Annotated in this window: 20 protein-coding genes, 1 tRNA gene and 1 riboswitch; of the genes, 10 read left to right on the top strand and 11 right to left on the bottom strand. The window is 72.4% G+C overall.

Annotated features, from left to right (window positions below; translation table 11 throughout):
- Window positions 1-36: 36 nt before the first annotated feature.
- Window positions 37-816, top strand: a complete 780-nt coding sequence (pstB, locus tag ACVJ1F_RS13760) for a phosphate ABC transporter ATP-binding protein PstB (protein WP_043597259.1) — start codon at window positions 37-39, stop codon at window positions 814-816.
- 115 nt (window positions 817-931) lie between these two features.
- Here the strand turns inward: pstB and ACVJ1F_RS13755 are convergent, their stop codons facing one another.
- The 3 genes from ACVJ1F_RS13755 to ACVJ1F_RS13745 all read right to left on the bottom strand — a co-directional run bounded on the left by ACVJ1F_RS13755 (window position 932) and on the right by ACVJ1F_RS13745 (window position 3876).
- Entirely contained in the window at window positions 932-1876 is a 945-nt protein-coding gene (locus tag ACVJ1F_RS13755; RefSeq protein ID WP_456886878.1) for an anti-sigma factor, read from the bottom strand.
- The gene (locus tag ACVJ1F_RS13750; protein WP_056043251.1) at window positions 1873-2469 is read right to left on the bottom strand and encodes a sigma-70 family RNA polymerase sigma factor; all 597 of its coding nucleotides are present in this window, start codon (window positions 2467-2469) and stop codon (window positions 1873-1875) included. Before ACVJ1F_RS13750 ends, ACVJ1F_RS13755 begins: the two co-directional genes overlap by 4 nt.
- A 777-nt stretch (window positions 2470-3246) precedes the next feature.
- The gene (locus ACVJ1F_RS13745) at window positions 3247-3876 is read right to left on the bottom strand and encodes a DNA-directed RNA polymerase subunit beta (protein ID WP_456886876.1); all 630 of its coding nucleotides are present in this window, start codon (window positions 3874-3876) and stop codon (window positions 3247-3249) included.
- A 158-nt stretch (window positions 3877-4034) separates the two neighbouring features.
- Here ACVJ1F_RS13745 and ACVJ1F_RS13740 point away from each other — a divergent pair.
- Window positions 4035-4107 (top strand) — tRNA-Lys (locus ACVJ1F_RS13740).
- 445 nt (window positions 4108-4552) lie between these two features.
- Here the strand turns inward: ACVJ1F_RS13740 and ACVJ1F_RS13735 are convergent.
- The gene (locus ACVJ1F_RS13735; RefSeq protein WP_456886874.1) at window positions 4553-5494 is read right to left on the bottom strand and encodes an aldose 1-epimerase family protein; all 942 of its coding nucleotides are present in this window, start codon (window positions 5492-5494) and stop codon (window positions 4553-4555) included.
- Window positions 5495-5564: 70 nt separating this feature from the next.
- Entirely contained in the window at window positions 5565-6455 is an 891-nt protein-coding gene (locus tag ACVJ1F_RS13730) for a DeoR/GlpR family DNA-binding transcription regulator (protein ID WP_402752898.1), read from the bottom strand.
- 55 nt (window positions 6456-6510) lie between these two features.
- Between ACVJ1F_RS13730 and galT the strand changes: the two genes are divergently transcribed.
- Together galT and galK are read left to right on the top strand one after the other, a co-directional pair.
- On the top strand, window positions 6511-7614 hold the full coding sequence (gene galT, locus ACVJ1F_RS13725; RefSeq protein ID WP_054146884.1) for a galactose-1-phosphate uridylyltransferase: 1104 nt from the start codon (window positions 6511-6513) through the stop codon (window positions 7612-7614).
- Entirely contained in the window at window positions 7611-8816 is a 1206-nt protein-coding gene (gene galK, locus ACVJ1F_RS13720) for a galactokinase (protein WP_056043260.1), read from the top strand. The genes galT and galK overlap by 4 nt, the downstream gene beginning before the upstream one ends.
- Window positions 8817-9053: 237 nt before the next feature.
- Here the strand turns inward: galK and ACVJ1F_RS13715 are convergent, their stop codons facing one another.
- Together ACVJ1F_RS13715 and glyA are read right to left on the bottom strand one after the other, a co-directional pair.
- Window positions 9054-9971, bottom strand: a complete 918-nt coding sequence (locus ACVJ1F_RS13715) for a bifunctional methylenetetrahydrofolate dehydrogenase/methenyltetrahydrofolate cyclohydrolase (RefSeq protein WP_456886969.1) — start codon at window positions 9969-9971, stop codon at window positions 9054-9056.
- 62 nt (window positions 9972-10033) lie between these two features.
- The gene (gene glyA / locus ACVJ1F_RS13710) at window positions 10034-11338 is read right to left on the bottom strand and encodes a serine hydroxymethyltransferase (protein ID WP_456886968.1); all 1305 of its coding nucleotides are present in this window, start codon (window positions 11336-11338) and stop codon (window positions 10034-10036) included.
- Between the two features lie 44 nt (window positions 11339-11382).
- A riboswitch (ZMP/ZTP riboswitch) is annotated at window positions 11383-11466 on the bottom strand.
- A gap of 60 nt (window positions 11467-11526) precedes the next feature.
- On the opposite strand from glyA, the gene clpS reads away from it, so the two are divergent.
- Window positions 11527-11832 carry an ATP-dependent Clp protease adapter ClpS gene (clpS, locus tag ACVJ1F_RS13705; protein ID WP_123571211.1) on the top strand — a complete coding sequence of 102 codons (306 nt, stop codon included), beginning with the start codon at window positions 11527-11529 and terminating at the stop codon, window positions 11830-11832.
- Entirely contained in the window at window positions 11829-12305 is a 477-nt protein-coding gene (locus tag ACVJ1F_RS13700; RefSeq protein ID WP_456886871.1) for a DUF2017 domain-containing protein, read from the top strand. Before clpS ends, ACVJ1F_RS13700 begins: the two co-directional genes overlap by 4 nt.
- Window positions 12306-12432: 127 nt before the next feature.
- Here ACVJ1F_RS13700 and ACVJ1F_RS13695 read toward each other — a convergent pair whose 3' ends face one another.
- On the bottom strand, window positions 12433-12618 hold the full coding sequence (locus tag ACVJ1F_RS13695; protein WP_054147120.1) for a PspC domain-containing protein: 186 nt from the start codon (window positions 12616-12618) through the stop codon (window positions 12433-12435).
- Window positions 12619-12697: 79 nt separating this feature from the next.
- On the opposite strand from ACVJ1F_RS13695, the gene ACVJ1F_RS13690 reads away from it, so the two are divergent.
- Both ACVJ1F_RS13690 and ACVJ1F_RS13685 read left to right on the top strand, forming a co-directional pair.
- Window positions 12698-14389 carry an ABC-F family ATP-binding cassette domain-containing protein gene (locus ACVJ1F_RS13690; RefSeq protein WP_123571212.1) on the top strand — a complete coding sequence of 564 codons (1692 nt, stop codon included), beginning with the start codon at window positions 12698-12700 and terminating at the stop codon, window positions 14387-14389.
- Between the two features lie 58 nt (window positions 14390-14447).
- Window positions 14448-15617, top strand: coding sequence for an SGNH/GDSL hydrolase family protein (locus tag ACVJ1F_RS13685; RefSeq protein WP_456886868.1), 1170 nt, complete (start codon window positions 14448-14450; stop codon window positions 15615-15617).
- Window positions 15618-15818: 201 nt separating this feature from the next.
- On the opposite strand, the gene ACVJ1F_RS13680 is transcribed toward ACVJ1F_RS13685, so the two are convergent.
- Together ACVJ1F_RS13680 and ACVJ1F_RS13675 are read right to left on the bottom strand one after the other, a co-directional pair.
- Window positions 15819-16415 (bottom strand): hypothetical protein, encoded by a 597-nt coding sequence (locus tag ACVJ1F_RS13680; protein ID WP_456886866.1) that lies wholly within the window; start codon window positions 16413-16415, stop codon window positions 15819-15821.
- 323 nt (window positions 16416-16738) lie between these two features.
- A complete protein-coding gene (locus ACVJ1F_RS13675) occupies window positions 16739-18307 on the bottom strand; it encodes a cryptochrome/photolyase family protein (RefSeq protein ID WP_456886864.1) in 1569 nt (522 codons plus the stop codon).
- Window positions 18308-18489: 182 nt separating this feature from the next.
- Between ACVJ1F_RS13675 and ACVJ1F_RS13670 the strand changes: the two genes are divergently transcribed.
- Window positions 18490-18975 (top strand): Asp23/Gls24 family envelope stress response protein, encoded by a 486-nt coding sequence (locus ACVJ1F_RS13670; RefSeq protein WP_456886862.1) that lies wholly within the window; start codon window positions 18490-18492, stop codon window positions 18973-18975.
- Between the two features lie 129 nt (window positions 18976-19104).
- A complete protein-coding gene (locus tag ACVJ1F_RS13665; protein ID WP_255349713.1) occupies window positions 19105-19230 on the top strand; it encodes a hypothetical protein in 126 nt (41 codons plus the stop codon).
- Window positions 19231-19322: 92 nt separating this feature from the next.
- On the opposite strand, the gene ACVJ1F_RS13660 is transcribed toward ACVJ1F_RS13665, so the two are convergent.
- Window positions 19323-20618, bottom strand: a complete 1296-nt coding sequence (locus tag ACVJ1F_RS13660) for an MFS transporter (RefSeq protein ID WP_456886860.1) — start codon at window positions 20616-20618, stop codon at window positions 19323-19325.
- Between the last annotated feature and the right edge of the window lie 393 nt (window positions 20619-21011).

Genomic DNA, 21011 nt, shown 5'->3' with positions numbered 1-21011 from the left:
CGGCTCCCGCCCGGCTCCCACCCCGAAGGAATCACCGTGTCCAAGCGCATCGAGGTCAACGACCTCAACGTCTACTACAGCAAGTTCAAGGCTGTCGAAGACGTCAACATCACCATCGAGCCCCGCACGGTCACCGCGTTCATCGGCCCGTCCGGCTGTGGCAAGTCGACCTTCCTGCGCACGCTGAACCGCATGCACGAGGTCATCCCCGGTGCCTACGTCGAGGGCGAGGTGCTGATCGACGGCAACGACCTCTACAGCCCCGGCGTCGACCCCGTCCTGGTCCGTCGACAGGTCGGCATGGTGTTCCAGCGCCCCAACCCGTTCCCGACGATGAGCATCCGCGACAACGTGCTCGCGGGCGTCAAGCTCAACAACCGTCGCATGTCGAAGAGCGACCAGGACGGCCTCGTCGAGTCGTCGCTGCAGGGCGCGAACCTTTGGAACGAGGTCAAGGACCGCCTCGACAAGCCCGGCTCGGGCCTCTCGGGTGGTCAGCAGCAGCGCCTCTGCATCGCGCGGGCCATCGCGGTCTCCCCCGACGTCGTGCTGATGGACGAGCCCTGCTCGGCCCTCGACCCGATCTCGACGCTCGCCATCGAGGACCTCATCGAGGAGCTCAAGCAGCAGTACACGATCGTCATCGTGACCCACAACATGCAGCAGGCCAGCCGCGTCAGCGACAAGACCGCGTTCTTCAACATCGCGGGCACCGGCAAGCCCGGCAAGCTCATCGAGTACGACGACACCGCGAAGATGTTCTCGAACCCGAGCGTGCAGGCCACGGAAGACTACGTGTCGGGACGCTTCGGCTGATCGGCGCCGCGCCTCCTCGGGGTGAGGCGCACCCACCCGCGGCGTGTCCGTGAGGGGCACACGAGAAGAGGCGGTCCACCACGTGGTGGACCGCCTCTTCTGGCGTGGCGACGGGTCAGGCGCTGGGGATGGCGACGACCGGGTCGCTGGTCGGCGAGGACGAGCCTCCCGCCGGCTCGACCGTGATGCCGATGGTGTCGCCCGCGTTCATCTCACCCTTGAGCAGGTGAGTGGCCGGGGCGCTCGACGAGGCGTCGAAGGTGCCCGCGGGGACGGCGCCGTCATCGTTGATGTACCAGAGCTCGTAGGTCTGGTCGCCGGGCAGCGAGGTCATCCCGTCCACGACGACGGCCGAGCGACCGAGCTCGTCCGACCAGATGAGGGTCGCCTTGCCGCCGGTGCTGACGTCGGCCACCGAGCGCTGGAAGTCGCTCGCGGCGTAGATCTCGTCGATGCCCGAGGCCTGCTGTTCTTGCTGCTGGCCGGACTGACCGAGGCCCTCGACGAGGGCTCCACCGCCGAAGAAGAGCGCGGCGGCCGCGGCGGCCGCCCCGAGGACGGCGACGGGGCGCGTGAACCAACGACGGTGCGCGGCGCCGGTCGGCGTGAGGACGCGAGCACCCTCGGATTCGCTCGGCTCCATCTCGGGGGCGGGGGTGCGCTCGACGCGACGTGCGTGGTCGTCGTCACCCGCGCCTCCTGCGGTCGTCGCGAGGTCGTGGTCTGCCGTGGGGCTCGTCGGGGCCGCCGTCGCCGTGAGCGGCGCGAGCTGCGGCGTCGACGCGATGAGGTCGAGCACGCTTGCGCGGAGCCCGGCCGACGGGGTGACGGGCCGGGCCGCGTGAGCGAGCAACAATGCGGTCTCTCTCAATTCGGCCACCTCCGTCCTGGTGTCGTCGTGCTGGTCTGATGTGTCGTCGAGGAGTGCCTCGAACGCGTGTCGTTCGTCGTCGCTCAGTGCGTTGAGCACGTAGGCGCCGGACAGGTTGTCGGTGTCGGTTCTCGTGGTGCCCGCGTCGTCCGCGTGGCGGCCGTGCGTGGGCTCGTCGTGGTCGGTCACGAAGCCACCCCCATCTCGTCGCGCAGACGGATCATGCCGTCGCGCAGTCTGGTCTTGACCGTGCCGATCGGCACGTCCAACAGTTTCGCGACCTCGCTGTGGCTGAGGCCGCCGTAGTAGGCGAGCTTCACCGCCTGCCGTTGCAGTTCGGTGAGGCGTCCGAGGGCCCGCTCGACCCGCTCGTGCTCGATGCGGATCTCGACGGACTCGGTGACCGAGTCGAAGTCGGTCTCGAGGTCGCGCACGCCGATCTTGAGGTCGCGATCGCGGCCGGCCTGGGAGGCGCGGATGCGGTCGACGGCTCGTCGGTGCGCCATCGTGAGCATCCAGCTGGCGGCGCTGCCCCGGGTGGAGTCGAAGCGCGTGGCGTTCTGCCAGATCTCGAGGAAGACCTCTTGGGCCACCTCTTCGGACTGGGCGTGGTCTTTCAGGAGGCGCTTGATCAGACCCAGCACGCGGGGCGCCGTCTGGTCGTACAGCTCGGCGAAAGCGGCCTGATCACCCTGCGCGACCCGCGGCAACAACATGTCGGGGGTCGACGGAGCAGGCCCGCTCTCGGGTGTCTCTGTCTCTCGGGTCACGAGTTCGAGCATGTCAGGGTTCACCTCCGGTCGCACTGTTCGTCGGGTCGTGGGTCACGATCCGGGGCGGATCGTGATGTGGTGCGGTGTTCGTGGTGCGGTGTTCGTGGTGCGGACGGGACTCCCTGCGATGCGTCCGTCTGGGATGGCGTTCAGGCCCGGTGCATCGCAGGGAGACCAGCCCGCCGACGCCCGAAACTAAGGGAGGACGGGAGTCGGCGGGGGATCGTGGATCCCTCACGTCAATGATTCGGCACGGGGGGCCCGCCGGATTGGGTGAACATCCCGGCACGCTCGTGGTGTCCGGCCGGACCCCGGGTGTCGAACCTGACAGGGGCGGACCGACAGCCGTCCAGGGGCCGACGGGTTCGCCCCGACGCGTCGCTCACCGTCACCCAGCGATCGCCCGACGCCGTCGCCTGCTCGTAACGTTCCCACACCGACGAGCCGACGAGCCGCGGTGCCGGCGGAAAGGAGGCCGACGGTCGGTCGTCACGTCGGCTCTCGACCGAGGACCCACCTCGGGAGGAAGAGGCGCCGGACCGCAGAAACGCCTCTCGGCGCGAGGCCGCTCGAAGCGGCTAAATTTGGAGCCCGGGGTTACTGCGGCCCGACAGGGAAGACTTTACCCGCCTCGGGCCGAGCGGTCCGCCGAGTTCGCGTCGTGCGAACGCGAGGCGGGTCCGCGCGTGTCGAGCGGGGGGCGGTCGCCGGTCGGCGGTCGGCGCTCGGCCGTGCCGCCCTCCTCAGCGCGGCGCAGGCCCGCCCGCGCGGCGCTGGCCCCGGCGCTCAGTCGAGGCTGTCGTCGCGCCACAGGTGGGCGCAGGCGACGAGGTCGACCCCGAGCTCGCTGAAGCGCAGGGCGCGACGGGTGAGCTCGCCCGCGCGGTCGGACCCTACGGCGTCCTGGTCGTCCGCGACCGAGGTGGCGCCGGCGGCGGCGAGGCGGCAGAACGCGGCACCCCGCTCGAGGGCGATGGCGAAGTCGCCGACGAAGACCCCGCGGAGGATCAGGTCGGCGAGTTCGAGGATCTCTTCCGGGCTGGCCGGAGCGGGCGCACCCGCGACGACCGGGTCGATCGTGGTGGCGGCCTCGACCCCGCGCTCGAAGAGCTGGGTGACCTCGACCGGGTTCTGCCGGATGACGGCCCGCACGAGGTAGATGCGCCAGAGGGCGCCGGGAAGGCTGTGGGGACTGGCCCGGGCCCAGAGCTCGGCGACCGCGTCGATGCCGTGCTGGTCGGTGAAGGTGACGAGCCGGTCGAGGATCTCGGGGCTCGGGTCGTGCTTGACGCGCGCGACGAGGGCCGAGGCCGACTCGTGGGCGACGCGGTTCATCGTCGCGGGGTCGTCTCCGCCCTGGAAGGCTTCGAACTCGGACCCCGAGAACTGGGTCGGGCGGTGGAATGGTCTCGGCACCGGACCCACGATAGGCGCGACCACCGACACCGAGCCGGGCGTTCGCCCACGGCATCACCGCCTGCACCGGGCGCACCCGTCGACACCCGTCGACACCGGGGAGGCGCGGGTCGGCCTGGCGGCCAGGAGGCGCGGCATCCCGTAAAGTGGACGCGCACGGGCCTCTAGCTCAGTTGGTAGAGCATCGGACTTTTAATCCGCGGGTCGTGGGTTCGAGCCCCACGGGGCCCACCTGTACGCGTCGCCGTCACCACATCGCTCCGACGTCGTCGTCGCCCGTCACGGACGGCCGTCTTCCGACCAGGAAGGTGGGGCCGACGTCGCACCCGAATGCGGCGGCCCCACCACGAGAGACCGAACCCGAATCCTGTCCCCCGATTTCAGGTGGGTCCCACCCACCTGGCATGGGCAGAACATACGCCCTGTCCGCCTCCGCGTCTCGACGAGTCTGTTGAGGGCGAGAGAAAGCGCCCCTCCGGTTCGGGCCGGGAGGGGCGCTCGGCCTCCTCGCGACACGTGTCGGGCAAGCCGACGCAGTCGTTACGGGGTACGCCAGGGTTACGGGACCCTGGGGAGACAGCAGTCGACGTTACGCGCCCGGCATCGCGCCGGTCTCAGGTTCGCGTTTTCTGGACATCGACGCTCGAGCGAGTTGCGACGAACCGCCACGTCATCGTCATGAGCCGGACGCCCGGTACCGCACGCCCCACGTGCCCGTCCACGTCTCGCCCGGCTCGAGCCAGCGCAGGCCCTCGCCCGAGGCCAGCGCGTTGGCCGGTGCCGTCATCGGTTCGGCGGCGACGGCCAGCCCCTCGACCCCGTCCCGGGGGAAGTTGCGGGGCGTGAACACCTGCACGTACTCGAACGACGGGTCTTGCCAGAGCTCGGTCGCCGAGCCGTCGGGGGCCGTGAAGGTCGTCGTGCGGATGCCGTCGGCGTCGGGCTCGACGTCGCGGTAACCCGTGTCGAGGTCGAGGTCGCCCAGGCGAGGGCCCTGCGAGAGGTCGAACTCGGTGCCGGCCACCGGCACCGTCCCGACCGGGATGCTCGCCTCGTCGGTCTCGTAGCGCGTCGAGGCCGCCAGCGTGACGGTCAGCGTCGCCGGATCGTGGTCGCCCACACGGAAGAACGGGTGCGACCCGACGGCGAACGGGGCCCGGTCCGGGCCGACGTTCGTGATCGTGTGCGTCACCACCATGCCGTCCGGGACGAGCTCGTGCCGCACGCTCGTGTCGAGCTCGAACGGATAGCCGTGCTGGGGGAACACCGTCGCTCCGAGCGTCACGGCGTGGGGCTCGCGGTCGACCACCTGGTAGGCCGTGTACCGCAGCAGCCCGTGGCTGGCGTTGCCCTTGGACGGCTCGGTCAGGTCGAGCTGCTGCTCGCGGCCGTCGAGCGTCCATCGGCCGCGCGCGACCCGGTTCGGCCAGGGCACGAGGGTGATGCCGCAGGCGGACGGCGGCACCTCGTCGGCACCGAACGTCTCGGTCAGGGCGATGCCGTTGACGGCCAGCGCGCGGATGCCCGCCGCCACCTGCGTGACCACACCCGTGACGCGGTGCCCGTCGTGCTCGAGGGCGAGGTCGTACTGTTCTCCGGTCGGGCTGCTCGTCGTCATCGTTCCAGTCTCGCTCTCGGGTGTCGGTGGCGTCCGGGATCGCTCGAGGCCCCGCGACGGGGGCCCGGGCTCAGGGACGCGAGGGGGCAGGGTCGCGAGGAGGCGCGTCGACCTCGCCCGCGCCTCCTGCGGTGACGACGGCGAGGCCGGCTCGACGCAGCTCGGCGACGGGCGCCTCGTCGGCCCCCGCCGTGATGAGGGCCTCGAAGGTGTCGAGCGGACCGATGACGCCGAGGTGGGCCTCGCCGAGCTTGCTGCCGTCGGCGACGATGTACGACCGGCGGGCGGTCTGGGTCATGAGGCGCTTGAGGTCGGTCTCGGGCAGGTTGACGTTCGTCACCCCGTGGAGGGCGTGGACGCCGGTGCAGCCGATGAACGCCAGGTCGGCCGTGACGCTCGCGAACACGCTCGTCGCCAGCGGGTTGACCAGGGAGTGCTGCAACGGCCGCAGGGTGCCGCCGGACACGATGACCGTGAACCGGGGCACGGCCTGTTCGAGCGCCAGCGCGATGGTGAGGCCGTTCGTCACGACCACGACGCCCTCGAGGTCGTGCCGTTCGAGCAGGGCCAGAGCGATCTGGGTGGTGGTCGTGCCGACGTCGAGCACGACGCAGTCACCCGACCGTACGAGCGACGCGGCCTCGACCCCGATGGCCCGCTTGGCCTCGGTCGAGACCGAGCTCTCTTCTTCGAACGGTCGCTCGGCCGGGCGGTCGACGGACAGCGCCCCGCCGTGCACGCGCGAGAGGAGGCCGTCGGCCGCCAGGCTCTCGAGGTCGGTGCGGATCGTCACCTCGGACAGCCGGAACTCGCGCGCCAGCTCGGCCGTGCGGACGAAGCCGCGACGCCCGACGAGGTCGGCGATGCGGTCGCGGCGCCGCTCACCCGGCAGCGGCGCGGGCTGCGGCACCGGGGGCGGGGTCGAGTTGCCGTTCACCCGGCTAGTTTCGTATGCTTTCACGTACTTTCGCAACTGCAAATCGTGGTCGCGAGTGCCCCGAACTGAAGGAGGCGCGATGTCGTCCATCACGAAACGCGCGACGGTCCTGTCCGACGGTCGCGAACTCATCTACTTCGACGACGCCGACACCACGCTCACGGCCGAGCGCCGCGTCGACGCGCGCACGCTCGATCCGCGACCCGACACGGCGACCATGCGACAGGACGTCCTCACCGGCGAGTGGGTCTCGATCGCCGCGTCGCGGCAGAACCGTGTGTTCCTGCCCCCGGCCGAGCTCGACCCGTTGGCGCCGGCCAGCGAGACCAACCCGTCCGAGATCCCCGACGTCTACGACGTCGCCGTGTTCGAGAACCGCTCGCCGTCGTTCGGGCCGCTGCTCGAGAGCGACGACGCTCCCGAGGGCCTCGACGACCTGACCCGCATCGGCCTCGAACGCACCCTGCGCAGCGTCGGCCGGTGCGAGGTCGTCTGCTTCAGCCCCGAGACCCACGGGTCGTTCGCCGACCTGAGCGAGTCACGCGCCCGCACCGTGGTCGAGGCCTGGGCCGACCGCACGGCCGCCCTGTCGGCGCTGCCCGGCATCCAGCAGGTGTTCCCCTTCGAGAACCGCGGCCAGGCCATCGGCGTCACCCTGCACCACCCGCACGGTCAGATCTACGCCTACCCCTACGTCACGCCGCGCACCACGCGGCTGCTCGACAGCATCGAGACCTACGGGCCGACCCTCTTCGCCGACCTGCTCGACCGCGAACGCTCCGGCCCCCGCGTCGTCCTCGCGGGCGAGCACTTCACGGCGTTCGTCCCGTTCGCCGCGCGATGGCCCATCGAGATCCACCTGCTGCCGCACCGTCACGCCCCCGACTTCGCGGCGCTGACCGACGACGAACGCGACGAACTCGCGGTCATGTACCGGCGCCTCCTGCGGGGTGTCGACGGCCTGTACGACGACCCGACGCCCTACATCGCCGCCTGGCACCAGGCCCCCGTCGGCGTCGGACGCGACACCGTGCGCCTGATGCTGCAGATCACCTCGCCTCGCCGGGCCGAGAGCAAGTTGAAGTTCCTGGCAGGCTCCGAGGCGGCGATGGGAGCCTGGGTGGGCGACCTCGTCCCCGAGGTGCAGGCCGACCGAATCCGAGAGGCGATCGAGCGATCATGACCGACACCACCACTCCCCAGGGCTTCCGCGAGGTCTTCGACACCGAGGTCGCCGGACGCTGGTCCGCCCCGGGCCGCGTGAACCTCATCGGCGAGCACACCGACTACAACGACGGCTTCGTGCTGCCCTTCGCCATCGACCGACGCACCACCGTCACCGTCGGTCGGCGCGACGACCGCCTGCTGCGCGTGGCGTCGTCGTTCGAGGGCGGCGTGCACGAGGTGTCGCTCGACGACCTCGACCCGGCATCGATGTCGGGGTGGTCGGCGTACGCCCTCGGCATCGCCTGGGCGTTGTCGGTCGCACACGACCGCGCCGACTCACCCTCGTTCGCGGCCGCCGGGGGCGACCTGTCGACCATCGACCTGTCGGGCGTCCCCGGCCTCGACCTGTTCGTCGAATCCGAGGTGCCGGTCGGCGCGGGGCTCTCGTCGTCCGCGGCGCTCGAGTGCTCGGTGGCCGTGGCCTTCGCCGAGCTCTGGTCGCTGGACGTCAACCGCTCGGCCCTGGCCGCGGTCGGGCAACTCGCCGAGAACGAGGTCGTCGGCGCACCGACGGGCATCATGGACCAGTCCGCGTCGCTGCTGGGCGAGGCCGACTCGGGCGTGTTCCTCGACTGCCGCAGCCTCGACGCCGACGTCGTCGACCTCGGCTTCGCCGCCGCCGGCCTCGAGGTGCTCGTCGTCGACACGCACGTCGAGCACGCCCACGCCACCGGCGGCTACGTCGAGCGCCGCGCGTCGTGCGAGAAGGGTGCCGCCGCCCTCGGCGTCGACTCCCTGCGCGACCTCGACGCCGACGACCTCGGTCGGGCCGAAGAGCTGCTCGACGACGAGACCTTCCGTCGCGTCCGTCACGTCGTCACCGAGAACCAGCGCGTGCTCGACACCGTCCGCACGCTGCGCACCGACGGCCCGCAGGCGATCGGCCACCTGCTCGACGCCTCGCACGTGTCGATGCGCGACGACTTCGAGATCTCGGTCCCCGAGTTGGACCTCGCCGTCGCCACCGCCCAGGCGACCGGCGCCGTGGGTGCCCGCATGACGGGTGGCGGTTTCGGCGGGTCGGCCATCGCGCTCGTCCCCACCGAGGCCCGCGCCGACGTCGAAGCCGCGATCGTCGCCGCCTTCGCCGAGGCCGGCTACACGGCTCCGACCGTCTTCACGGTGCACGCCGCCGAGGGCGCCCGCCGCGACGCCTGACGCCGGGCTGCCCTGCCACGGGCACAGCGCCACGAGTTGGACACAGCGCCAGGGGATGGGCACAGCGCCAGGGGAAAACATGGCGCTGTGCCCATCTTCTGGCGTGGTGGGAGCGGCGGCAGTGCTCCCCGCCACGAAGTCGATACGCCGCCACGTCATTGCGTGGCGGCGTATGTCGTTCGTGGCGGGATGAGGGCGTGGTGCGGGCAGCGGCAGCACACACCGCGGGCCCTGGCGTCAGGGACGCTCGGCGGCCTCGACCACGTTCTTCAGCAGCATGGCCCGGGTCATCGGCCCGACCCCACCCGGCACGGGCGACTGGAAGCCCGCGACCGCGGCGACGGCCGGGTCGACGTCTCCGCGCAGCTTGTACTTGCCCGTCTCCTCGTTCAGCACGCGGGTGATGCCCACGTCGATCACGGCGGCCCCGGGCTTCACCCAGTCCGGCTTGACCAGCCCCGCGACGCCCGCGGCGGCCACGACGATGTCGGCCCGGCGCACCTCGGCGGCGACGTCGACCGTCCGGGAGTGCGTCAGCGTCGCCGTCGCCTCGAGGCGGGTCAACAGCAGCCCGAGCGGCCGCCCGACCGTCAGCCCCTGGCCGATGATCGTGACGTGCGTCCCCGCGATCGGGATGTCGTAGGCGTGCAGCATCTCGACGATGCCGCGCGGCGTGCAGGGCAGGGGCGTGTCGATCGACCCCTTGCCGCCGGGCACGGCCAGCACGAGCTCGCCGAGGTTGACCGGGTGCAGGCCGTCGGCGTCCTTGGCCGGGTCCATGAGCTCGAGCATCGCCGTCGGGTCGATGCCGGCGGGCAACGGCAACTGGATGATGAACGCCGTGACCGCGGGGTCGGCGTTCATCGTCTCGATCGCCCGACGGATCTCGTCCTCGGTCGCCGTGTCGGGCAGGTCGATGCGGATCGACTCGATGCCGACCTCGGCGCAGTCACGGTGCTTGCCCGCGACGTAGGACAGCGAACCGGGGTTCGCCCCGACCAGGATCGTCCCGAGTCCCGGCGCGATGCCCCGGGCCTTGAGGGCGTCCACCCGGAGGCGCAGGTCGTCCTTGACGGCGGCGGCCAGAGCATTGCCGTCGATCTTCACGGCGGACGAGTCGTCGCCGGGGACGAAACGGGCACGCTCGACGCCCACCGCACCCCGTGACGAGGCCTCGACCCCGACGCCCGCCGGAGTCCCGGCCGCGACGTCAGCGCTCACGCGTAGAGCGGGAACGCGTCGGTCAGCGCCTTGACGCGGGCCGCGAGGGCCTCGACGTCGGGCGAGGGCATCAGGGTGAGCGCGATGATGTCGGCGACCTCGGCGAACTCGTCATCCGAGAAGCCGCGGGTGGCGAGGGCCGACGTGCCGATGCGCACGCCCGAGGTGACCATCGGCGGGCGGGGGTCCCACGGCACCGAGTTGCGGTTCACCGTGATGCCGACGTCGTGCAGCAGGTTCTCGGCCTGCTTGCCGTCGACCTCGCTGGCGCGGAGGTCGACGAGCACCAGGTGAACGTCGGTGCCACCGGTCAGCACGTCGACCCCGGCGGCCTTGGCGTCGTCGGCCGTGAGGCGGGCCGCGAGGGCCTGGGCACCGCGGATGGTGCGCTCTTGACGGTCCTTGAACTCGGGCTCGGCGGCGAGCTTGAACGCCGTCGCCTTGGCGGCGATGACGTGCATCAGGGGCCCGCCCTGCTGGCCCGGGAACACGGCCGAGTTGAGCTTCTTGAACAGCGGCTCGTGGTTCGAGAGGATCACGCCCGAGCGGGGACCCGCGAGGGTCTTGTGCACCGTCGACGAGACCACGTGCGCGTGCGGCAGGGGCGACGGGTGCAGGCCCGCGGCGACGAGGCCGGCGAAGTGCGCCATGTCGACCCAGAGGTAGGCACCCACCTCGTCGGCGATGGCACGGAAGGCCGCGAAGTCGAGCTGACGGGGGTAGGCCGACCAGCCGGCGATGATGACCTTGGGCTGGTGCTCGATCGCCTGGCGACGGACGACGTCCATGTCGATCAGGTAGGTCTCGGGGTCGACCTCGTAGGCCACGGCCTTGTACATCTTGCCCGAGAAGTTGAGCTTCATGCCGTGGGTCAGGTGGCCGCCGTGCGACAGCTCGAGACCGAGGATCGTGTCGCCGATGTCGGCGATCGCGGCGAGCACGGCGGCGTTCGCCTGGGCACCCGAATGCGGCTGGACGTTGGCGAACTCGGCGCCGAACAGCGACTTGGCGCGCTCGATGGCGAGGTTCTCGGCGACGTCGACGAACTCGCAACCGCCGTAGTAGCGACGACCCGGGTAGCCCTCGGCGTACTTGTTCGTCAGCACCGAGCCCTGCGACTCGAGCACGGCACGCGGCACGAAGTTCTCGGAGGCGATCATCTCGAGGTAGTCGCGCTGGCGCCCGAGCTCTTGCTCGAGGACGGCGGCGATCTCGGGGTCGACGACCGAGAGCGGCTGGTTGAAGGTCGACGGCTGGCGATCGGTCGACTCGGCGGACGAGGCGGCGGTCTGGTCGGAGATGGTCACGGAGGACTCCTTGGCACACGGGACGGACGGAGGTCGGATGTCGTGGCCCAGGCGTACGGCCACGCACGTGTGTCAGTCGCTCCCCGATGGTGACCATCTGAACGCCAGTCGCGACCCGCACAGCATAACAAGACGACCCCTGACGGGGAACCCGCTCGGCGACCGTGTGACACCCTGGACGGGTGAGCCCCACCCTCGACGACACCCGCACGGGAACGGAGGCCGACCAGCGCCTCCTGACCTCGCCCGACACCCCCTGGGTGACGCTCGTCTGGGACGACCCGGTCAACCTGATGACCTACGTCACGCACGTCTTCGAGACCTACTTCGGCTTCGGCCGGGCCGAGGCTAAGCGCCTGATGATGCGGGTACACACCGAGGGTCGTGCGGTCGTCGCCACGGGCAACCGCGAAGAGATGGAGCGGCACGTCGAGGCGATGCACGACTACGGCCTGTGGGCGACCCTCTCGAAGGAGGACGAGGCGTGACGCTGGTGCCGTTCGTCCGCCCCCGGGGCGGCGACGAGATCCGCGTGCGGCTCGACGCCGACGAGCGGGGCCTGCTCACCGACCTGGTCGGTCAACTGCTGTCGTTGCTCGAGAACGGTGACGAGGGCGATCCGGCCCTGGCGCGCCTCCTGCCGGCGGCGTACCGGGACGACGCCGAGGCGGCCGCCGAGTTCCGGCGGTTCACGGCCGACGACCTGACCCGGCGCAAGGTCGAGAACGGCCGGGCGGTGCTGGCGACGCTCGGCGATCCGGGGTCGACGCTCGACCGTGCCGCCCAGCAGTCGTGGCTGCGCACCCTCAACGACCTGCGCCTGACCCTCGGCGAGCGCCTGGGGGCCACCGGCGACGGCCTCCCCGAGGGCGGTGACCGACAGCTGCAGGCGATGGGCCACGTCTTCGACTGGCTGGGCTACCTGCAGGAGGCGCTGCTGCGGTCCCTGCCCAAGGGCTGACCCAGCGCCCTGACCCGGCGCACCGACCCGGCGCCACGCGCCCGGCGCCCCAGTCCGGCGCCACGCGCCCGGCGCCCCGCAGGGCGAGGGCCGCGACCCGGCGATCGGCAGACCCGTGTGGCGAGGACTAGCGGTTCTCCTTCGGGAACACGACCCAGAGCACGAGGTACACGAGCACCTGGGGCCCGGGGAGGATGATCGACAGCACGAAGATCAGGCGCACCAGGAAGGCGCTGATGCCGAAGCGGTTCGCGAGGGCGGCGCAGACTCCGGCGATGATCTTGCCGCGGCGGGGACGAGTGAGGGAGGCCATGCCCCCGAGCATGCCAGCCCCGCCTGGAGGGCGCCAGGGCCGCCTCGCGGGCCGGCGCCCGGTACGCGAGAATGGCCGGATGAGCGCTTCACTCGTGGCCAAGGGCCTGGCCGGCGGCCACGGGCACCGCACCCTCTTCGACGACCTCGACCTGACCGTCGCCCCGGGTGACGTCGTGGGGGTGGTGGGCGTGAACGGGGCCGGCAAGTCGACGTTGCTGCGCCTCCTGGCGGGGGTCGACGAGCCGCAGGCCGGCACGGTCACCCTCAACCCCGGCGACGCCTTCGTCGGCTGGCTGCCGCAGGAGCACGAGCGCGTGCCCGGAGAGACCGTCGCCGACTACATCGGCCGCCGCACGGGTAGCACGCAGGCCACCGCCGAGATGGACGCCGCCGCCGCCGCCCTCGGCGACCCCGACCCGGCTCCCCGAGCCGACGGCCTCGAACCCGCCGACGTCTACTCGACCGCCCTCGACCGGTGGCTCGCCAGCGGCGCCGCCGACCTCGACGACCGCCTGCCGCAGGTGCTCGCCGACCTCGGCCTCGACCGTGACGGCGACGGAGCCGTCGGCCCCGACAGCCCGATGACCGGCCTCAGCGGAGGCCAGGCCGCCCGCGTCGGCCTCGCCGCCCTGCTGCTCAGCCGCTTCGACGTCGCGCTGCTCGACGAGCCCACGAACGACCTCGACCTCGACGGCCTCGAACGACTCGAGCGCTTCGTGCAGGGGCAGCGGGGCGGCATCGTCCTCGTCAGCCACGACCGCGAGTTCCTCGCCCGATGCGTGACGAAGGTGCTCGAGCTCGACCTCGCGCAGTCGTCGAACCGCGTCTTCGGCGGCGGCTACGACGCCTACCTCGACGAGCGCGAGACGGCCCGCCGTCACGCCCGGGAGGCCTACGACGAGTTCGCCGAGAAGAAGGCCGACCTCGTCGGCCGCGCCCGCACGCAGCGAGAGTGGTCGAGCCAGGGCGTCCGCAACGCGATGAAGAAGGCGCCCGACAACGACAAGATCCGTCGCAAGGCCTCGGCCGAGTCGAGCGAGAAGCAGGCGCAGAAGGTCCGCCAGATGGAGAGCCGCATCGCCCGCCTCGACGAGGTCGACGAGCCCCGCAAAGAGTGGCAGCTCGAGTTCACGATCGGAGCCGCACCCCGGTCGAGCTCGGTCGTCTCGACCCTCAGCGGTGCGGTGTTCCGCCAGGGCGACCCCGCGACGGGCGAGTTCGTGCTCGGTCCGGTGTCGCTGCAGGTGGACGGCGGCGACCGCATCGGCATCACCGGCCCGAACGGCGCCGGCAAGTCGACCCTGCTGCGCGGCCTGCTCGGCCGCCAGGCCCCCAGCGAAGGAGGCGCGAGTCGCGGAGCCAGCATCGCCGTCGGCGAGATCGACCAGGCCAGGGCACTCCTGGCCGGCGACGTGCCGTTGGCCGACGCGTTCGAGGCGCTCGTGCCGGACTGGCCCCAGGCCGAGGTGCGGACGCTGCTCGCCAAGTTCGGGCTCAAGGCCGACCACGTCTCGCGTCCGGTCGACGAGCTCTCGCCCGGCGAACGCACCCGCGCCGGCCTCGCCCTGCTGCAGGCCCGAGGCGTCAACGTGCTCGTGCTCGACGAGCCCACGAACCACCTCGACCTCGCCGCCATCGAGCAGCTCGAGCAGGCCCTCGAGTCGTACGACGGCACGCTGCTGCTCGTCACGCACGACCGGCGCATGCTCGAGACGGTCCGGCTCGATCGCCACTGGAGGGTCGAGGGCGGCACCGTCACCGAGTCGTGAGGGCGCCGACGCCGTCGCCGGTGAACGACCCCCGCGCCCCTCGACTACCGTCGTCGTCATGACCCGAACCACCCGACTGGTCGCGGTCGCCGCTGCCCTCGCCCTGCTCACGGGCTGCACGGCGGCCCCGACCGACCCGAGCGAGCCCACGGGCGGCGCCTCCACGGACGGGATCTCCTCTCCCCAGCCGACCCGCGCCTCCTCGGAGCTCGCCGACTGGGCGACCGCCCTCGACGCCCGCGACGACTACTCCGCCCGCTGGGTCGCCGTCGGCGACTCGATCTCCGAGGGCATGGGCGCCTCGACCGTGGACTCCCGGTGGATCGACCTGACCCTCGACGGCCTGCGCGAGCGCTACCCGACCGACGACGTGCCGGGCGGGGTCGGCTACCGGCCGGCCGCGTTCGCCGTCGCTCCCCCGGCCTCGACCTGGGCCCGCTGGGCCTCGAGCAGCGAGGGGTCGGTGTCGGCATCGTCCCGCACCGCCGACCTCGGCTACCGCGCGGTCACCCTCGGTGCCGGCGCGACCACCACGTACCCGTTCACGGGCACCGACCTCGACCTCTGGTGGTCGAGCGGACGCGGCACCTTCGACTACGCCGTCGACGACGGCGAGGCGATCGAGGTCGACACCCGCGACTCCATGGCCACCAGCGGGATCACGTCGGTGACCGGGCTCGACGCGGGCGCACACACCGTGACGATCCATGCGCAGACGCCGGTCGACCTCGAGGGCCTCACCGCCTTCGACGGCGATCGCGACCGCGGCATCACGCTCTTCGACTCGTCCCGCTCCGGCGCCACGGCCCGCACCTTCACGGCCGACCTGCCCGGGTTCCTCGACTCGATCGCCGCGACCAAGCCCGACCTGGTCACGATCACGCTCGGCGCCAACGACGCGTTCAGCCGCACGCCGGACCAGTTCGAGGACGACTACCGCACCCTGATCGACGGCCTGCAGAGCCTCGACGACCCGCCGTCGGTCATGCTGATGGGCGAGTTCGTGCCGGGCACGAACCTCACCGAGGGGCTGGCCGGCGATGCCGCCGAGTACGACGCCGTCGTGCAGCGCCTCGCGGCCGAGACCGGCAGCGCCTACGTCGACCTCGCCGACGCCCTGCCCGCCGACGGGATCGCCTCGCTGCTCTCGGCCGACGGGGTGCACCCGAACGACGCCGGCCAACGCGTCATCGCCGACTTCGTGCTCGAGAAGCTCAGCGTCGGCTGAGCCCCGGCACGGCACGGCACGGCACGGCTCGGCTGGGCGTCGCTGCGCCGAGTGGGCAGAAAATGCTACTCACACGTCGGCGGAGAGCATCTTCTGCCCACTCGGCGCCCGTGCCCGCCCCGATCGCCGGCGCGTGACGTCGAGTGGTCGGACGAGGAGGCGCGGGCGCGTCACGAGGACAGACGCCCGCCCCGGCGGGGTTCAGTCGAAGAGGCCGTAGGCGGCGTCGAGCGTCTCGTCGGTGCTGAGCGGGGCGTCGTCCCCCGCACCGGTCGCCGTGACGGCGATCAGGCCGTGAGGCGAGAGGACCGTGCTGGCCGAGGCCGTGATGCCCTGCTGCGTCACCGACTGCGAGAAGGCCTGGCCGCCGAACGCCTGGACGCGCGAGTCGTCGACGGTCTCGACCCCCTCGGTGCCCTCGATCTGCGAGGTCTGGGCGCTGATGTCGTCGGCGCTGAACTCCTGGCGCTGGGCGAGGACGACGATCGCCGTCACGTCGGCGGCGTCGGTCGCCTCGGTGGTCGGGGTGGCCCACTGGCAGTTCGCCTGGTCACCCGAGAACGTGCTGTCGTCGCGCAGCTCGAGGCCGTCGACGACGCCGCCGAGTGCCGAGCCGACGTCGTCGCAGCTGGCGAGGTCGTCGAAGGTGCCCTCCGTCGAGCCGGCCGAGGACCCGCCGGAACCGGCCTCGTCACCGTCACCCGCGCCTCCTGAGGTGCAGCCGGCGAGCAGCAGGCCGAGGGCGAGCACGCCCGTGGTGGTGGCCGTCACGGCCGTTCTGCGCATGGTCGTGGTCATCGGGGGCTCCCTCGTGATCTGCCTCGGGCTCGCTGTGCCCGGTGCTCCCGTCACCCTAACGAGGGGCACCTCCGAGGACGCACCGTCGCCGCGGGGGGGGACCCCCCCCCCCCCGGGGGGGGCCCCCCCCCCGGGGGGGGGCCCCCCCCCGGCGGGGGGGGCGCCGGGCCCCCCCGGGGGGGGGGGGGGGGGCGGGGGGCCCCCCCCCCCCCCCCGGGGGCCCCCCGCGGCGCCCCCCGGGCCGCGGGGGGGCCCCCCCCCCCGGGCGGGGGGTCCCCCCCCGCGACGGTGGTGCGACCTCCGGCGGCGTCGGTCGCCGCGGCTCACCAGGTCGTGCGGGTGCGCTCCTGCTCGACGACGGCCTCGCGGTCGGCGAGCCCGCGGAGCCCGGCGAACTGCTGGCCCATGCGCGGGTTGCCCGAGAGCACCGGCTCGACGCGGTCGAGGAACGCCCAGTAGCCGGCGGTCACCGGGCAGGCGTCCTCGCCGAGCCGCTTCTTCGGGTCGAACCGGCACGGACCGCAGTGGTCGGTCATGCGATCGATGTAGGCACCACCCGACGCGTACGGCTTCGTCGCGACGATCCCGCCGTCGGCGTGCTGCGACATGCCCACGACGTTGGCCGGCATCACCCAGGGCGTGCCGTCGATGTACATGTCGACGAACCACTGGTTGAGTGCCGCCGGGTCGACCCCGCGTTGCAGGGCCCAGTTGCCGAGGATCATCAGCCGCTGGATGTGGTGGTTCCAGCCGTGCCGCCGCAGGCCGTCGAGCGTCTCGCTGAGGCACTCGGCCTCGACGGCCTCGACGTCGAGCCCGGCGAACACCTCGGGCAGGGGCTGCGTCGCCCCGAGGGCGTTGCTCGTCGTCGCGAAGTCCTCGCCGAGGTGCCAGTAGAGGTGCCAGACCCAGTCACGCCAGCCGACGATCTGCCGGGTGAACCCCTCGACGCTCCGAAGGGGGGCGTCTCCGGCCTGGTACGACGCGACGGCGGCCTCGACGACCTCGCGCGGGTCGAGCAACCCGAGGTTCATGGGGGCGCTGAGCAGGGAGTGCGCCATCGTCCAGTCGCCCGACAGCGTGGCGTCCTCGAACGGGCCGAAGTCGGGCAGCCGCACCTCGACGAAGTCCGCCAGCGCGGCCGTCGCCTCGGCCCGGGTCGCCGCGAACCGTCGGGGCGCGTCGTCGCCGACGAGGCGGACGACCCCGTCGCGCTCCCAGCGGTCGAGGTCGGCCCGCACCTCGGCGTCGATCTCGTCCTCCTCGGGCCACTCCTGCGGCGGCAGCCCGAGAGTGGCCGCCCCCTTCGGCGGCTTCTCGCGGTTGTCGTGGTCGTAGTTCCACTGGCCTCCGACGGGCTGCGGGCCCTCCATCAGCAGTCCGGTGCGCTGGCGCACCGCCCGGTACCAGTCCTCCATCAGGAGGCGCGGTGCCGGTCGACCGCCGGACGCGCGGGTCGGTCGACCCGCGCCTCCTCGACGGGCGTCGTCGGCGTCCGCCGTCGCGCCTGCCGACCGGCCAGGGCCGCGTCCGCCCTGGCGACCCGCGGCCCACTCGGCGAACTCGGCCTCGCTCGAGACGAAGCCGCGGCTCGGCAGCACCTCGGCTCCCACCGACCGCACGAGACGGCGCGCCCGGTACGAGGTGGGGTCGACCACCTGCAGGTCGTCCCGCCCCTCGAGGGCCTCGGAGTAGTGCTCGACCTGCCGGAAGTCGACACGGTCGCCGAGCTCGGCCGCCCGGTGCCGGATCGCCGACAGGATCAGCTGCAGCTTGGCGCGGTGCAGGGTGCGGCCCCGCCACGACGACCGGCTCTCGACCAGCAGCATCGGGTCGCCGTCGTCGAAGTGCGGGCCGAGCTGGTCGAGGAAGATCCACCGGGTGCGCTGCATGCCCCGACAGTAGACGTGGGCACTCAGCGGGTTGCCAGCATGTTCACCGTGACGAACGGGGCGGGCGCGGCGTCTCATTGACGTGCAGCACGGGTCGCCCCGGTTCGCCCGGACACGCCCGCTCGCACGACGACCACCGCACGACCATCCGCACGACTCCCCCAGCCGAAAGAGGACCCGAGATGTCGAACACCGCCGCTCCCACCCCCGCCACCCTGACCAGCAGTTCGCGCGTCGACGGCGCCGCGCGCGTGGACGGTGCCTCGACCGTGTCGTCCGACGCCGCGGGCACCACGCGGATCGCCGACGGCGTCGTCGCCAAGGTCGCGGGCATCGCCGCCCGTCAGGTGCCCGGCGTCCACTCGATCGGTGGCGGCGCGTCGCGTGCCGTGGGCGCGCTGCGCACCGCCGTCGGCCAGCAGGACCACGGCCAGGGCGTCAAGGTCGAGGTCGGCGAGACCCAGGCCGCCGCGGACCTCAGCATCGTCGTCGACTACCCGCTGTCGGTGCAGCAGGTGGCGGACGACGTCCGCCAGGCCGTCGCCGACGCCATCACCCAGCTCGTCGGGCTCGAGGTCGTCGAGATCAACATCGAGGTCAGCGACATCTTCATCGCCGGACAGGACGACGACTCGGACGGCGCGAACGACTCGCAGCGGGTTCAGTAGACAGCGAGTTCACTGGTACCCGCGGCGGTCGTCCCGACACGATCGTCCCCGCAGCACCGCGGGCCGCACCCCACCGAGCCGACCGGCTCGACCGCACGACCCGTGCACCATCGCCCCAGGAGGCACCCCATGGCATCACTGCTCCGACGCTTCGCCCCGCTCATCGTGGGCTTCGTCATCAAGAAGATCATGAACAAGCGCGGCGGCGGCAACGGCCAGGCCGGTGGCTACCAGCAGCCCGGTCGCCGTCGCTGACCCAACAGCACCATCCGCACCGCCTCGGACGCAGGAGGCGCGACTCACGCGAGTCGCGCCTCCTGCGTCTTCGTTCGTCCCGGCGGCGCCGCTCAGGCGGCGGGGCGGGCCGACCGACGGGCGAGCAGGCGGTCGCTGGCCAGCACGGCGACGAGCACCACCGCGGCGACCACGATGTAGAGGACGGGCAGCGAGTCGAGCCCGGACCCGTCGAGCACGAGGGCACCGATCAGTGCTCCCCCGCCGATGCCGGCGTTGAAGCCGGTCGTGTAGAAGGCGCTCGCGAGGTCGCGCATCCGCTCGGGGGCTACCTGCAGCATCCGGGTCTGGAACAGCGGCGGCAGCGCTCCGAACGTCACGCCCCACAGCACGAAGGCCACCAGCGACGGCACGAGCATGCCCTCGAACACGAGCATGCCGGTCACGGCCAGTCCGACCACGGCCACGCCGATCGGGATGCTCACCCGCGGTCGCGCCCCGAGGAACCACCCGACCATGCCGAGCCCCACGGCCCCGGCGACGCCGAACGCGAAGAGCCACGCGGCCAGACCCTGCTCGGGCACCCCGGTCGAGCGCACGAGGTAGGGCGTGATGTAGGTGAAGAACGAGTAGTGGCCGATCATGAAGACCGCCGTGATCACGCAGCTCAGGACGACGCCGAGCACGCTCGGCCTCGGCAGCGAGCGACGGCGACGGACGGCCCCCGCAGGAGGCGCGGTGCCGTCGACCAGCGTCGGGACCGCGTCGGTCACCGGCTCCGGCACCGACTCGTGCGCCGTGCCCCGACCGACCGGCGGCAGCAACTTGTAGACGAAGACCGCACCGAGCGCCATGAGCCCGGCGAGGATGCCGAACGCCTCACGCCAGCCGAGGGCCTGGCCGAGCGCGGTGCCGAGCGGGACGCCCAGCACGAACGCGAGGGTGCCCCCGCTCATCGCGACGGCGAGCGCGCGGCCGACCTGGGCCCGGGGCACGAGGTGACCGGCGTAGGCGCCGCCGATGGCCCAGAACATGCCGTGGGCGAGACCGCCGAGCACGCGGCTGGCGAGCACGAGCTCGTAGGTCGGTGCGATCGCGGTGAGGCCCGCGCTGATCGCCAGGACGACGATCAGGCCGACAACGATCAGGTGGCGGGGCAGGCGACGGGTGAGGTGGGTGAGGCCGGTGCTGGTGAGCACGACCGTGAAGGCGAAGACGCTGACGAGCAGGCCGATGCTCGACTCGGTGACGCCGAGGTCGGCGCTCATCTCGGGCAGCAGGCCGGTCGGCAGCATCTCGCCCGAGATCGAGAGGAACGTGGCGACGGCGATGGCGATCAGGCCGGCCCACGGGAAGCGGGCGGACGGGGTGGACGACGGCGCGGTGGGGCGCGGGGGTGCGAGTGTCATGGAACCTGGGGTGGTCGGCGGGCGCCGTTCTCTCGACCCGATGGTGGCCACGGGCCGGCCGATCGTGACGATCTGCCGGCGGCACGGCCTTCGCGGCGGGTGCCGTTCGTGACCGTGGGTGACTCGGGGAGGATGGTGATCCCGACTGCGCGCTGTCGTGCACGCCCGGGGCCGGGAGTACCGCCCGACCGAGGTCGAGCCTACCCGCTCGTGCCCGGCCTGGCCAGGGGCCCGGTGTGCGGCGGCGCACCGCGTTTCGTGGCCCCCCCCCCCCCCCGCGGGGGGGGGGGGCCCCCCCCCGGGGGGGGGGGGGGGGGGGGGGGGGGGGGGGGGGCCGCCCCGGGGGGGGGGGGGGGGGGGGGGGGGGGGGGGGGGTCGCGCGCTCGACGGGTT

This window comes from Frigoribacterium sp. 2355 (assembly GCF_054060695.1).
This window is presented reverse-complemented; position numbering and strand designations above follow the sequence as displayed.